General features: G+C 43.2%; 10 protein-coding genes. 9 read left to right on the top strand and 1 reads right to left on the bottom strand.

What is annotated here, in order from left to right; translation table 11 throughout:
• Nucleotides 1–100 precede the first annotated feature (100 nt).
• Nucleotides 101–703, top strand: coding sequence for a 2OG-Fe(II) oxygenase (locus tag KJB35_RS15210; RefSeq protein ID WP_005377733.1), 603 nt, complete (start codon nt 101–103; stop codon nt 701–703).
• 54 nt (nt 704–757) lie between these two features.
• Here KJB35_RS15210 and KJB35_RS15205 read toward each other — a convergent pair whose 3' ends face one another.
• Nucleotides 758–2,023 (bottom strand): HD domain-containing phosphohydrolase, encoded by a 1,266-nt coding sequence (locus KJB35_RS15205; protein ID WP_213907941.1) that lies wholly within the window; start codon nt 2,021–2,023, stop codon nt 758–760.
• Between the two features lie 629 nt (nt 2,024–2,652).
• Here KJB35_RS15205 and KJB35_RS15200 point away from each other — a divergent pair.
• From KJB35_RS15200 to KJB35_RS15165, 8 genes are all read left to right on the top strand, one after another.
• A complete protein-coding gene (locus tag KJB35_RS15200) occupies nt 2,653–3,846 on the top strand; it encodes an iron-containing alcohol dehydrogenase (protein ID WP_285358169.1) in 1,194 nt (397 codons plus the stop codon).
• Nucleotides 3,847–4,007: 161 nt separating this feature from the next.
• Nucleotides 4,008–5,213, top strand: coding sequence for an aromatic amino acid transport family protein (locus tag KJB35_RS15195; RefSeq protein ID WP_033905238.1), 1,206 nt, complete (start codon nt 4,008–4,010; stop codon nt 5,211–5,213).
• Between the two features lie 274 nt (nt 5,214–5,487).
• Nucleotides 5,488–6,612, top strand: a complete 1,125-nt coding sequence (locus KJB35_RS15190; protein ID WP_017634025.1) for an HD-GYP domain-containing protein — start codon at nt 5,488–5,490, stop codon at nt 6,610–6,612.
• A gap of 87 nt (nt 6,613–6,699) precedes the next feature.
• Complete coding sequence (locus KJB35_RS15185; protein WP_005377723.1) at nt 6,700–6,918, top strand: hypothetical protein; 219 nt, start codon at nt 6,700–6,702, stop codon at nt 6,916–6,918.
• A 324-nt stretch (nt 6,919–7,242) separates the two neighbouring features.
• Nucleotides 7,243–8,007: an ABC transporter ATP-binding protein gene (locus KJB35_RS15180; protein WP_005377721.1), complete on the top strand. Its 765-nt coding sequence runs from the start codon at nt 7,243–7,245 to the stop codon at nt 8,005–8,007.
• A gap of 11 nt (nt 8,008–8,018) precedes the next feature.
• Nucleotides 8,019–8,903, top strand: coding sequence for an iron-siderophore ABC transporter substrate-binding protein (locus KJB35_RS15175; RefSeq protein WP_005377718.1), 885 nt, complete (start codon nt 8,019–8,021; stop codon nt 8,901–8,903).
• Nucleotides 8,900–10,876, top strand: coding sequence for a Fe(3+)-hydroxamate ABC transporter permease FhuB (gene fhuB / locus KJB35_RS15170; RefSeq protein ID WP_213907945.1), 1,977 nt, complete (start codon nt 8,900–8,902; stop codon nt 10,874–10,876). The genes KJB35_RS15175 and fhuB overlap by 4 nt, the downstream gene beginning before the upstream one ends.
• A 199-nt stretch (nt 10,877–11,075) precedes the next feature.
• The gene (locus KJB35_RS15165) at nt 11,076–13,298 is read left to right on the top strand and encodes a TonB-dependent siderophore receptor (RefSeq protein WP_213907947.1); all 2,223 of its coding nucleotides are present in this window, start codon (nt 11,076–11,078) and stop codon (nt 13,296–13,298) included.
• Nucleotides 13,299–13,305 lie beyond the last annotated feature (7 nt).

The raw sequence follows: 13,305 nt of genomic DNA, 5'->3' as shown, positions 1-13,305 counted from the left end.
CTCTTTTTATTTTGTTGTCGTTTCGACAAAAAATCGCATTTGTTGTGGGGTTGAAGATTTTTTATATAGACCGCCCAACTAATATGAGTGAACGACAATAATGGATAAAATGATCGATGCGTTAGCAACCCATGGCTACTACATCTGGGATGATTTTCTTTCTGAACAAGAAGTGGCTCAATTACGAGACTGCATTCCAAGTAACTGGAAAAAAGCGCGTATTGGTCGTAATGACGATGTGACACGTATTGAGTCAATTCGAAGTGACAAAATTCAATGGTTATCGCCCAATATGGGGCACGCGGTTACTTCTTACTTAGATAAGATGGAAGAAATACGCCAAGAAGTGAACCGTCACTTGTTTCTGGGGCTTTTTGAGTATGAAGCTCACTTTGCCAAGTACGAGGAAGGGGATTTCTACCAAAAGCATCTAGATTGTTTTAAGGGCAATGAAAACCGTCGATTGACAACCGTTTTTTACATGAACGAATCTTGGACGGAAAAGGATGCAGGTGAATTGGTGGTTTACGATCTAAATGATAATAAGATAGCAACCATCCCTCCTCAATCGGGACGCTTACTTTTATTCTTATCTGAGCAATTCCCGCATGAGGTTTTACCGACCAATGCTGAGCGTTTCAGTATTGCAGGTTGGTTCAGAATCAATGGTGTGCGAGACAATGTACTTGATATTGCAAAATGATTGATTTGCAACCTGCACAAAATCAGCAAAGGGCGTAGATACGCCCTTTATCGATTAAACATTAGTTGATAGCTCGTAACACTCGGTCATGTTTCGCTCTAGCACTGCATAGACGTCAGAACAAAGTTCTTGTTTAGCGACTTGCTCGCCCATAATCGCGGCGATTTGTGCTTGAGCCATTCGTCCTCGGTAGGGACGGTCCTGAGACAGAGCTTGAAAAACATCGGCAACCGCGACAATACGCGATGGTACATCGAGTTCGTCTCCTGTTTTATGATAAGGATAGCCAGAACCGTCCAAACGCTCGTGATGATTAGAGGCCCACTCCGCTATTTTAGCGTTGGGAAACACTTTGTGTAATGCGAGCTGAGTATCAATTGTATGGCGTTTAATACGCGTATACTCTTTTTTATTAAGAGAGCCTTCTTTATGAAGAATCTCATCTGGTGTTTTTAACTTTCCGATATCATGCACCAACCCAGCAATAAATAACATCTCTTGGTCGTGCTCACAGAACCCAAGCTTGATGGCTAGATACCGAGATAACTCCGCCACTTTTTGCGAATGTTGATAAGTAAATGGGCTTTTTGCGTCAACAATTCGAGCGATAAACATGCCCAAACTATTCATATCTTGGATGGTGAGCTGTTTTTGAAGCCAATCAATGCTTTTAAAGTTTAATCCGATGGTTTCTATATTTTCAGACTCCATCGCGAACCAAAATGCGTCGGTCATAACGAGCTTAACCATTGCCTTAGCCATGTCTGGATTAAACAAAGTTCCAGCGTTTGCCATGATGCATTCTGCAATTAGTTCTTCATGAAGTGTGACAATGTCACAGTGGCAGTTCATGACGTATTTGGAACGCATAAAATCGAGACGGTCGGCTAAATAGAGTAGGGCAGCGACCTCTTTTTCAAAAGGCGGTAAATCAAGATATTTTAGTTCACTCCAATGTGTATGGTGGTAAAGAACAGGTGTAGCAAACTGACGCAACAAACGACACTGCTTGAGGCTTCGGTATCCTCTTAAGCAATGTGTTTTTACGTCTTGTGGCACCAACTCCTCAAGTAACATTTTATGTTCTTGTGTTTCGGAGACCCCACAATCGTGGATCATCCCTGCGAAGTAGCAAAACTCCGCTTTTTCTGGTTCCCAGTTCATGACCCGAGCACATTGGTAAGCGATGTAAGCGACACGGTGGCTATGGTGCGTATCATCAACACCTACATAGTCGAGTGCTCGAGCAACCCAGATAAGTGCTTGTTTCAGATCGACTTCAAAGCCCATGTCCGTATGGGAATGGCAAGAATGATTCATGGTTTATACCGACATTGCTAATTAGCCCACGCTAAACCCAAATCAGAAGGTGATAGGAAAAATTGGGTACGACAGCGAATAGACCCCAAAAAGGTGGGCGTTTAGACATAGTTTTGATTATGGGCGGGATAATAATCCTAGTTGCATAATAATATCACCTGAAGCTCATGGTTAAGAGTCAGATATTTGAACTAAGTATAAGTTTTGAAAGATTATTGTTGCTCTTGTTGACTTATTTGAAAACGACAATAAATCATGATGTAACACATTCTTATTTTTATTTTTGTAAATCGTGTTCGGGCTTAACCAGAGACACACGGTATTGATGTGTGATTAACAGAATTCATATTGTTGCTTTTGAAGGCAAAAAATAAGAGGACTTCTTCGAGGCTTGCTCTGTAACTAACAGAGTAATAGGGAAAGCAGCTTGTTAACTACATGACAATAGAGCGTCGTTGAAAACATTTTCTCTGTAGCTCATGTTGTTGAGGAAAGATAATAAAATGGTACGGCTTCCCAGCGATGTTAGCCTTTTTGGTGAGATAAGTTTATTGAAAATGTGTGATTGCAAAGTAAGCATAGGTGGTAAAAGTAGCTAGAATGATAGCTCTAAATGAAAAGGATTTCGTATGTTGAAGCATCGTTTATATCGGACTTACACCGCAGGGTTAAAAATAGCAGCCCTTATCCTTCCTATGCCGAGACCAACCTTGTTTTCCGGCCCTGGTTCGATGAATGAGCTATTAGAATCGATGGCCGAGCTGGGATTTAAACGCGTTTTGTTAGTAACCGACGAAGGGTTAGTCCAAGCCGGTATTGTAGATAAGGTGCTTGAGGCAGCAGCACAACTCGATTTACAGTTAGATGTTTTCTCGCAAGTTAAGCCCGATCCTACCTATGATCAGATTGAGAGCGGTCTAGAGGCTTATCATCGTTTTCATTGTGAGGGCATATTAGCTTTGGGTGGCGGCTCTGCAATGGATTGTGCAAAAGTTATTGCTGCGAAAGTTACCAATAAACGGCCAATAAAAAAATTAGCTGGACTATTGAAGGTATGGCGAATGCCAGCACCGCTTTTTGCTATTCCAACAACGGCTGGAACCGGAAGTGAAGTTACTATCGCTGCGGTCGTGTCAGATCCCTCCTCACACATTAAAACCCCTTTAATGGATCCAAAGTTGGTGCCACTAATGGCAGCTTTAGATGCGAATTTAATGATTGGTTTACCTCCTAAGATCACGGCTGATACTGGCGTTGATGCATTAACCCACGCTATTGAGGCCTATGTATCGAAAAACGCTACTCAAGAAACGATGGCTTATTCGGTTGCCGCTATTAAACTCATTTTTAAATATCTTCCTAGGGCTGTGATGCAAGGGGATGATGTCGAAGCTCGTCATAAAATGTCTATGGCATCCTATTACGCGGGTTTAGCATTTACCAAAGCGAGTTTGGGTTATGTTCATGCCTTTGCTCACACATTCGGTGCGAGATATGGAATACCTCATGGTATGGCAAACGGATTAGCCTTGTTGCCTGTGCTGCGCTTTTCATTATCAGAGATTGAGCCTCAACTAAGAAAGCTCGATGAGTTGACGGCCGAGGGGCAGTTAGGTAACGCAAGTGCTCAGCATTTTTTGGCGAATCTGGAGTCCTTGTTTTCAACTATTGATATTGAGCAAACCAGTGCGCTCATTCAACGTGAAGATGCTGATGCGCTTGTTGATTTAATTCTGAAAGAGGCGCACTGGAATTACCCTGTTCCCAAGTTCATGAACAGGGAAGAATGCACACAGTTATTGTTAAATATCAGCAAGGTGTAAATTATAGTTTACATGTGTGGTTTTTTATCCTTACACTTTGCTTGATCTTCTGCTAAAGATCCTACAATATCGACGGCAATACAAATATGGTGTTGGTTTCGGTCCGCCGTTGCCCGATCTAATACTGATAATTTCTAATAAAGTGTAAAGATTAATATACAATGAGTCGTTCTAAAGTATTCGGTAGTACGCTAATTATTGCGGGCACTACAATAGGCGCTGGTATGCTAGCGCTTCCACTTGCCTCTGCCGGCATTGGTTTTTCAACTTCTATTATCATCATGCTAGGCTTATGGGCTCTGATGGCTTTCACTGCCTTGCTTATGCTTGAGCTTCATCAACATGCGGAGAGTAGTGCTACACTTCATACTTTGGCGAAACAGATCCTAGGTCAAAAAGGCAAGTGGGTGGCAAGTTTTGCGATGTTGTTTCTTTTCTACTCATTATGTGCAGCGTATATCGCTGGCGGTGGTGCTCAGTTCGGAGACCGCCTTGCACAATGGTTTGACCTCGATATTTCAGGGCCTACATCAACGATAATCTTTACCTTGATTGTGACTTTAGTTGTGACAGTGGGTACCGGTACGGTCGATAAAGTAAACCGAGTTCTGTTCGCGATGAAGCTCATTGCGATGGTTGCGGTGCTTTCTTTTCTTGCTCCAAACGTTACGGAATCTTACTTGTTAAGTATGCCAATCGAACAAGGCCTTGTTGTAGCGGCGATTCCGGTGATCTTTACTTCGTTTGGTTTCCACGGAAGTATACCTGCAATTGTGAATTACTTAGACGGTGACACTTCTTCTTTACGCAAAGCCGTTATTATTGGTTCGACGATTCCACTCGTTATTTATATCTTTTGGCAAATCGTGACGTTGGGTGTGGTTAGCCAAAGTACGCTTGTTGAGAACGGAGGGTTGAGCGCACTGATTGGTCAACTATCTCAGACAGTACACCAATCAAATTTGGGTAGCATTGTTGGTGTGTTTGCTGACCTGGCATTGTTGACATCGTTCCTTGGCGTGAGTTTGGGTCTATTCGAATTTTTGGGTGATACCATCAAAGGAAGTAACGATAAGCCTAATCGTTTGATTGCGGCACTAGTGACGTTTACTCCACCGCTAGGCTTCGCACTTTTCTATCCTCAAGGCTTTATTATGGCTTTGGGCTATGCAGCGATTGCCTTAGCGATTTTAGCCATCTTTTTGCCTTTGGTTATGGTGATCAAGGTTCGTAAATCGGATGATTTTACTGGGGAGTACCGCGTCGCAGGTGGTCAAGGTGCGTTAGTGATAACGGGCATCGCTGGCACTGGCATCGTATTCGCTCAGGTGTTAATTACGCTGGGTGTTCTTCCTGCTCTAGGCTAGTTGTTTAGAACGTTCTTTGAATAACTTCTAGTTACTGAATCCATCGTAATCAATCAGTATTGTTAGGCCAACGAGTTTCGCTCGTTGGCTTTTTTAATCTGGATCAAATTACCGTAAGATATCCGGTGAAAAAATTGGTAGAAATGTGCTTTTATTTCGTACACTTAAGTTGTGGTATATCGATAATTTAAGTGGAGAAAACCGCTCAAAATACCATTGAATTTGCAACACAATGAGCTTTTCTTGTTTCTCTGCTTTGGTGTGGAGGTGAAGCATGGCGCACCGGAGTTTTTACCCGTTTGCAAAACCGCTTAACGAGCAACTGCAAACGCTAAAAGGCAGGATGCAGGTGCACTTGCCATGTATTGATAGGGTGTCATTTGCAAAATATCACCCAGACCAAGATGTGCTCAAATCATTTGCAGAAAGTGAGTTCGACACTTGGTGTTTAGCCCATCACGAATCAGCATTCCGTAAACTCCACCACCTCAATATTGCCTCTAAAAACGCGGTTCCTCGTATCGTCGAAGACCTTCATGATATTAAGCACTGTCCTCGGGTTCAAATTTTACTCAAACACGGATATCAGTCGTCGGCTGCTATTCCTTGTTATGACAATAAAGCTTTTACTGGTTTTGTATTTTTGAACTCCACTCAACGTGATGCGTTTAGTTTAGAAGCGCTGAATGGTCTTAAACCTTATTTCGAAATGATTCGATTTGCGGTTGAATCAGAAACTCAAGTAGTCAATGCGATAGAAACGCTAGCTAACCGAATGCAATGTATGATGCCAGGCTATTCACCTGAGTATTACGCGCATACCAAACGCATGAAGTACTACAGTCAAATTATCGCAACGCAGTTAGCGGATCGTTATCACCTGAATGACGAAATGGTCGAAGATATTGGTATTTTTGCTCAGTTCCATGCGCTCGGTGATAGTCAGCTGCCAGTTGAAATTGCTAGCCGCCGAACAAATTACTCTCAAGAACAAGAGGCGATATTGATTCAACATATTGAGCGTTGTATCGATTCAGCGGATGACATAGTTGCCCGTATCGGAAATCCGGTTCACCCGAGTGTGACTTTGTTTTTGCAGATGATTATTTATCAGTACGAAAATTTAAATGGCACTGGTTATCCGTATGGTTTAACCAGTGATGATATACCAATCGCCGCGCAAATTACGGCTGTCGCGAATGCCTTTGATTTTATGACGACGCACCATCCGTACAGACAAGCGTGGTCCATCCCATACGCATTGTTAGAACTTGAAAAATGGGTATATCAGGGATGGTTATCTCGAGAATGTGTTGATGCTCTGCGAGAGCATCAAGGTTATATAAAGCAAATCATCCACAAATATCCTGAGCACTATACAGGCTTGGGGTTAATGTGAAGAGCAGTAACAAAGTTGAAATGTTGACGAGGAGGAATATTTAAACAATACTGTTTTTATATACAGTAATAAGTTTGGAGGTGAAGTATGTTGTGGGAAACCCTTGAAAGAGTAAACCGCTTACGCCAACAAGCACTTGCAAATCCTGAGTTTGTTGAGTCAGCAAAAGAGCACGAACAAGCACTTCAGGAGCAAGAATACCATTATCAAACTAAGAAAAAGCGTTCAGCCAAAGACAAACAAGGTAAAAAGTCGCTGGCCGATATCTATAAAGAAGTAGAGTTTGGCGCTGACGCTCGTCATTAATGTATTCACTGCGGCATTTTTCATTTCTTCATACGCTGCAGTATTCGTTCAAATTTATGCGAGAGCAGTGGGAGACCGCTGCTCTCGTTGACCTGCCTATAATTTACTAATGAAGTTCAGCAGAGCAAATTATCACTAACACTTAGCAATTCTCTCAATGATTTTGTTGATGTAATGATAATGACAACGGTTTGCATTTGTATCTTTGTTGTTATATAAAACCTCCCTTATTAATCGTTCTGTTGAATAAGAACGGCAAACGTGATCAACGAATGAGAGCTTTGAATAACTGTTATTCGTAAATGGCTATTAGGTGAAGTAGGGATGTTGGAAGCTAAAGCACTCCAGTTTGAGATTGAAGGCAAGTCATTGCTAAAAGCGTTTGATGTGACATTTGAACCCGGAAAAACATACGCTCTTGTTGGACACAATGGTTCAGGAAAATCCACATTGTTAAAGTTGCTGGCACAGCAACAGCCATACACCGCTGGTGACGTGGTTCTGCATGGAACGAGCATTAACGATCTCTCAGCGAAAAAGTTTGCCCAACACATTGCCTACTTGCCTCAGCATCTTCCAGTGACCGACAGTATTTTAGGTCGAGATTTAGTCGGTTTTGGTCGTTATCCATGGCATGGTTTACTTGGACGTTTGAGTAAGAAAGATCACGACATTGTTGAAGAAGCAATGGCGATGACAGGCACACTAAAATACGCAGATCGCTTAGTGGACACGTTATCTGGAGGAGAGCGTCAACGTGTGTGGCTAGCTATGCTGTTAGCCCAAAAAACCGAGTATTTGCTTCTTGATGAGCCTTTGTCTGCGCTAGATATCAGCCATCAAGTCGATATGTTGAAGCTTATCTCTAAACTCAGTCAAGAACTGGGTTTGGGCGTTATTATCGTATTACACGACATCAACTTGGCTGCACGATTTTGCGACTACATCGTTGCATTACATCAAGGTGATTTGATTGCACAAGGCAATGTTGAACAGGTGTTTACTGAACCTAAGTTGAGGGACATATATGGGATAGAGATGATGATCTCTGACCACCCTGCGGGTTATCCGGTGGCGATGCCAAGCTAAAGGTTGGAATAATGAGTAGTACAAACACTCGACTTAAACATTTCTCTTTCGCTCTCTCACTTAGTGCGCTTTTGGTCAGTTCTTTTCAAGCACTAGCTGACGCATCACCTCGGGTGATGTCGGTTGATTGGACACAAACTGAAACGATGTTGGCTTTAGGGGTCGTACCTGTAGGCGTTGCTCAAGGGCAAGATTACGATGCTTGGGTAAAATCGCCACCGTTACCACCTCAAACGAAGGATGTAGGGTTAAGAACTCAACCCAATATAGAGCGCATTTACGAGCTCAGACCTGATCGTATTTTTATTGCCCCGTACTTCTCCTCAATGAAGCATCGCTTAGTTGATATCGCCCCGGTTACCACCATTGACTTATATGAAAGCGGGATTACGGATTGGTCGGTACTTACCAGTTTCACTCGGAGGTTTGGTGAAGAGCTGGGAAGAGAGGCGGAAGCAGAGGCGCTTATCCAACAATATGAAAAACGTTTGTCTTTATTAAAACAGCGTATAAATAAAGGCCAGCCGCCACTTCTAATGATTCAGTTTATGGATACAAAGCACGTACGTGTTTTTGGTCAAAATAGTCTTTACTCCCAGGCTATCGAAAAGATTGGGCTGAGTAATGCATGGAATGAAAAGACGAATAGCTGGGGCTTCAGCCTAGTTGGCATCGACAAGTTAGCTGGCATAAAAGCTCAAATCGTTATCGTAGAGCCATTACCTTATGGTGGAGCGGAGCAGCTCTCTCAAGACCCATTTTGGCAATATGTTGTTCAACAATCTGGTGAAAAGGTCATGCAAGTCGCGCCCGTTTGGAGTTTTGGTTCTATGCCTTCAGCCCTCCGTTTCGCAGAGTTAGTTACGGCGAGTAAGGTCGAGGAGTTAACACAATGAAAACGATGCCTTTAAGCTTTGTGGTGTTACTTTCGGCATTTACCTTTTCTATTGGTGCTTTCCAATTGTACCAAGTAAGCTCATTTTCGTTAGCTCTAAGCAGTTTATGGGAGCCTAACTTTCAATCTATCGATTCTGTTTTACTTCACTTTAGCTGGTGGCCTCGAGTCTTCACCACGATTATATCTGGTGCTGGATTAGCGGTTGCTGGGGTATTGATGCAGCAAGTGCTGCGTAACCCTCTCGCTTCACCCACGACACTTGGTGTGGCGAGCGGTTCAAGTTTTGCTTTGATGTTAGCTACGCTATTCGCACCTTGGATGTTGGATATCGCGCCTAATTTGGTTGCTCTCATCGGCGGTGTGATATCGATGGGGTTGGTGATGCTGTTGTCATGGCGACGAGCGTTATCTCCAACGGTTGTCGTCGTTTCTGGGTTAGTGATAAACCTGTACTTTGCATCATTAAGTACGGTTATTCTGATGATGAATACCGAAAAGCTGAATGGGTTAATGATATGGGGAGCCGGTTCGCTTGTTCAGAGTGGATGGGGAGATTTCTCGTATCTTGCCCCTCGAATCGCACTTGCTACGGTCGTTGCATTTGTGATTGCAAAGCCGTTAAGTCTGTTGGAACTCTCCGAGCAAGGTGCCAAGAGTTTAGGTGTCTCGCTAGCTAAGTTGCGTTTTGTCTGTCTTGGGCTTGCGGTGTTAATCACTTCTTGGGTGGTTTCTGCCGTAGGAATCATCGGTTTCATCGGGTTAGCGGCGCCAGCAATTACTCGATTGATAGGTATCAATAAAGTCCAGCATAAGCTTTGGGTATCAATGCTTATTGGTGCCATGTTATTGACTTTAACCGATTTGGTTATTCAGCAACTGCCAGGGCTAATGGCGAGTTTTATACCAACGGGAGCAGCAACGGCTGCATTGGGCGCTCCGTTACTGTTATGGCTATTACCTCGTTTATCACAAAAGACGCAGGGCCATACTCAAACAGTGTTAACTCGACACCGTCAACATGTTTATAAGCTAAACCCTAAAGCGATCTCATTGGCGTTGATCGGCACGTTAATTTCTGTTGTTCTTTTTGCCACGGTTGCTGTGCAAAATGAAGGGTGGACAAACTTATTTGCTAGCCAAAATTGGATTTTTTTGGAATGGCGCGCACCTAGATTATTTGCAGCAGCAATTGCGGGGGCAATGTTAGCGATTGCTGGAACCATGATTCAACGCCTAAGTGGAAACCCAATGGCAAGTCCTGAAGTGATCGGTATCAGTTCAGGGACAGCGATGGGATTGATCATCGCGATGTTTACTGGGTTTGGTTCGTCAATTTTCACTCTTTCTCTAGGCGGGCTCGTAGGCGCATTAGCGACGGTATTAGTCATTGTGCTGCTAAACCGTAAGTCAGGCTTTCAGCCGGAGCGTATTTTGTTGACTGGTATTGCGATAACCGCACTGATGAACGCAATACAGAGCTTTATTCTAGCCACTGGTGACCCAAGAAGTTATCAAGCATTGGCTTGGTTGTCTGGGTCTACCTACTATGTCTCGGTTGAAACGTTACTCCCATTGTCTTTATCTGCGCTTGTCTTTATAGGGTTGAGTTTTCTCTGCGTAAGATGGCTAGATATTCTTCCTGTCGGTGCCGCTTCCTCTAAAGCACTTGGAATTCGAGTTGATCGTTCACGCGCAATACTGCTTCTTTTAGTTGCTTGTCTCACGGTCAGTGCGACATTGGTTGTTGGCCCGATTAGCTTTGTTGGGTTGTTGGCTCCGCATTTAGCTCGCTTATTTGGTTTTAACAAAGCGTCACAACACATGTTATGCGCCGCGATACTGGGGGCAGGGGTGATGTTGTTGGCTGATTGGTTGGGACGACAGATCCTTTACCCGCAAGAAATACCAACAGGGCTTATGGCGTCTCTCATTGGCGGTTTGTATTTAATGTGGGGTTTACGCCGCTTATAGAAATGAGCTAAGCCTCAACCAAGAAAGTACTTATACAAATAAGCACTCGTAGTGGCATTCGTAACCTATGCGAGTGCTTTATGCAAAACCTCTGGTTTGTCTTTTACGGAAACAACTGGCGATGCCGTAACTCGCTTTTCTTTCAGCGGTCGCTGAAGTCATGAAGGGTTGGTTTGGCTGCCGACAAAAAGGAGAGAATATGACTCGGCAGTTTATGCTGACACCAACGTCGATGGCGGTTGTATTAGCTGTATCAACGCCAAATGTCTTGGCTCAGGAAGATGAAAATATAGTTGTGATTGGACAGCAGCAAGACAGTGCAGTTGGTCCAGATTTTAGTTATCTCGGAGCGAAGAGTCGGGCAGCGACGAAAACTGATATTGCTATCAATGAGACTCCAAGAGCGGTGTCTGTTGTTACGCGAGAGCAAATGGATGATCGTGCCTCTATTAGCATTTCTGACGCACTACAGTACACACCAAGCATTCAAACTAATTATTTCGGCGAAGATAACAAGCAAGATTGGTTTATTATTCGTGGTTTTAAACAAGCGAACAGCGGGTTGTATCAAGATGGTACCCGTTTATATTCTTCTGGCTTCTATAGTTGGCAAATAGATCCGTTTGCGTTAGAGAGGGTTGAAGTTTTACGTGGTGCAGCGTCTGTTCTTTATGGGCAAAACCCTCCAGGTGGGGTTATCAATGTTGTCAGTAAGCGACCTCAATTTGATGGGGGGTCAGGACTTGTATCTTTGGAGTACGGTTCTGAAGACCGTAAACAACTTTCTCTTGACGTAAACTCTGAGGTGAGTGAGCAGTTAGCTTTCCGCTTTCAAGGGTTAGCGAGAAAAAATGGGACGAGAATTAGTGGGGTAGAAGCAGAGCGCATTCTTCTCTCTCCATCGATGACGTACAAATTTAATGAGACGTCTGAAATTACCTTTCTAACGAGCTATCAAAAAGACGACTCAGATCCTTATCTGCAATTTTTGCCAGTTGAAGGAACGTTAACGCCAAACGAAAATGGAAAGATCAGTGATAGTTTAGCGATAGGCAATCCTAACTGGGAGACGTTTGAGCGTGAGCAGGTGTCTTTAGGCTATGAGTTTTCTCATGCATTTAATGATACCACTTCATTTGTTCAAGCAGCTCGTTACAGCGAAATGGATGTTAAGCTAAGACAAATGTATTCGTACGTTTACTCGGCTGACGTGCCTGCGTTGGGGCCGGCTTTGGACCCATCAAATGAACGCAAAACCATACTTCGGGGTGCTTCAACAGAAGATGGGTCATCTGATGCTTTTAATATCGATAATCGTTTGATGCACCAAGTAAATTGGGGAAGTGTTGAGCATAACTTGATGTTGGGCATAGATTTTCAAATGATCAGTATCGATGGTAAAGATTTTGCCAATGACCCTATCGTTGCTAATGGTAATGCATTATTAAACACACCAATGGGAGCTTTGCCCGATCCTAGGTTTAATATATTTAATCCTACTTATTCGGATAACATAATGTTACTCGATCCGAATACGCTACAACCATTGAGCGAAACCGATAAACAAAGAACGAAAATCGATAATCAGCAGCTCGGCGTCTACTTTCAAGATCATATGCTGATCAACGATAAATGGGCGATGTTATTGGGCGCACGTTACGACGATACAAGTAATGAAGTACATAATGTTACCACGGGTGCTCGCACGAAAGTCGATAATGGAGAGTGGACGTTTAGCGTGGGAACGGCTTATATTTCTGATTCTGGCTTCACGCCATACTTTAGTTACTCTCAGTACTTTGATCCAATTATTCAAGAAGACAGCAATGGTAAGCCAGCGAAGCCTGAAAGCGGTGATCAATTTGAAATCGGTATGAAATACCAACCGGATTCATTTGATGGTTATTTCAATATTGCAACGTATCGGGCAACAAAAGAAAACTTGGCTCGTATCTACTTGAGTGAATTAACGCAAATAGGAAAAATAGAAAATAACGGCGTTGAGTTTGAAGCTGTAGCTAATGTGACACCATCCTTAACATTGATCGGGAACATTGCGTACGTTGATGCAGAGATAAAAGAAGACATCAATAAGGCATGGGTTGGCAAAACATCTTCCCAAGTGGCGAATACCGTATCATCAGCTTGGGCACATTATCGTTTCTTTGATGGACCTCTTGATGGCTTTGCTGTTGGCTTAGGCGCGCGCTATACAGGTGAGTCATACGGAGACAATGAAGAGAGACTAAAAGTACCAAGTTATTTCTTAATGGATGCGACGGTCAGTTATCGAATCGGCGATTACAAGTTACAAGTCGCAGCTAAAAACATCGCGGATAAAAAGTACATAGCGACATGTGATGGCTTTTGTTGGTATGGCGACCGACAAAATGTTATTGCAAGTTTAACTTACGACTGGTGAGTTAACG

It is taken from the genome of Vibrio sp. D431a (genome assembly GCF_030248655.1).
Taxonomy (GTDB): Bacteria; Pseudomonadota; Gammaproteobacteria; order Enterobacterales; family Vibrionaceae; genus Vibrio; species Vibrio alginolyticus.
The sequence above is the reverse complement of the archived record's forward strand: the minus strand, read 5'-3'. Positions and strand labels throughout refer to the sequence as shown.

What these genes read in the sequence shown, in the direction of transcription:
- KJB35_RS15210 (WP_005377733.1), top strand. Translation starts at nt 101, where the DNA reads ATGGATAAAATGATCGATGCGTTAGCAACCCATGGCTACTACATCTGG.
- KJB35_RS15165 (WP_213907947.1), top strand. Translation starts at nt 11,076, where the DNA reads ATGACTCGGCAGTTTATGCTGACACCAACGTCGATGGCGGTTGTATTA.
- KJB35_RS15200 (WP_285358169.1), top strand. Translation starts at nt 2,653, where the DNA reads ATGTTGAAGCATCGTTTATATCGGACTTACACCGCAGGGTTAAAAATA.
- fhuB (WP_213907945.1), top strand. Translation starts at nt 8,900, where the DNA reads ATGAAAACGATGCCTTTAAGCTTTGTGGTGTTACTTTCGGCATTTACC.
- KJB35_RS15195 (WP_033905238.1), top strand. Translation starts at nt 4,008, where the DNA reads ATGAGTCGTTCTAAAGTATTCGGTAGTACGCTAATTATTGCGGGCACT.
- KJB35_RS15205 (WP_213907941.1), bottom strand. Translation starts at nt 2,023, where the DNA reads ATGAATCATTCTTGCCATTCCCATACGGACATGGGCTTTGAAGTCGAT.
- KJB35_RS15185 (WP_005377723.1), top strand. Translation starts at nt 6,700, where the DNA reads ATGTTGTGGGAAACCCTTGAAAGAGTAAACCGCTTACGCCAACAAGCA.
- KJB35_RS15190 (WP_017634025.1), top strand. Translation starts at nt 5,488, where the DNA reads ATGGCGCACCGGAGTTTTTACCCGTTTGCAAAACCGCTTAACGAGCAA.
- KJB35_RS15175 (WP_005377718.1), top strand. Translation starts at nt 8,019, where the DNA reads ATGAGTAGTACAAACACTCGACTTAAACATTTCTCTTTCGCTCTCTCA.
- KJB35_RS15180 (WP_005377721.1), top strand. Translation starts at nt 7,243, where the DNA reads ATGTTGGAAGCTAAAGCACTCCAGTTTGAGATTGAAGGCAAGTCATTG.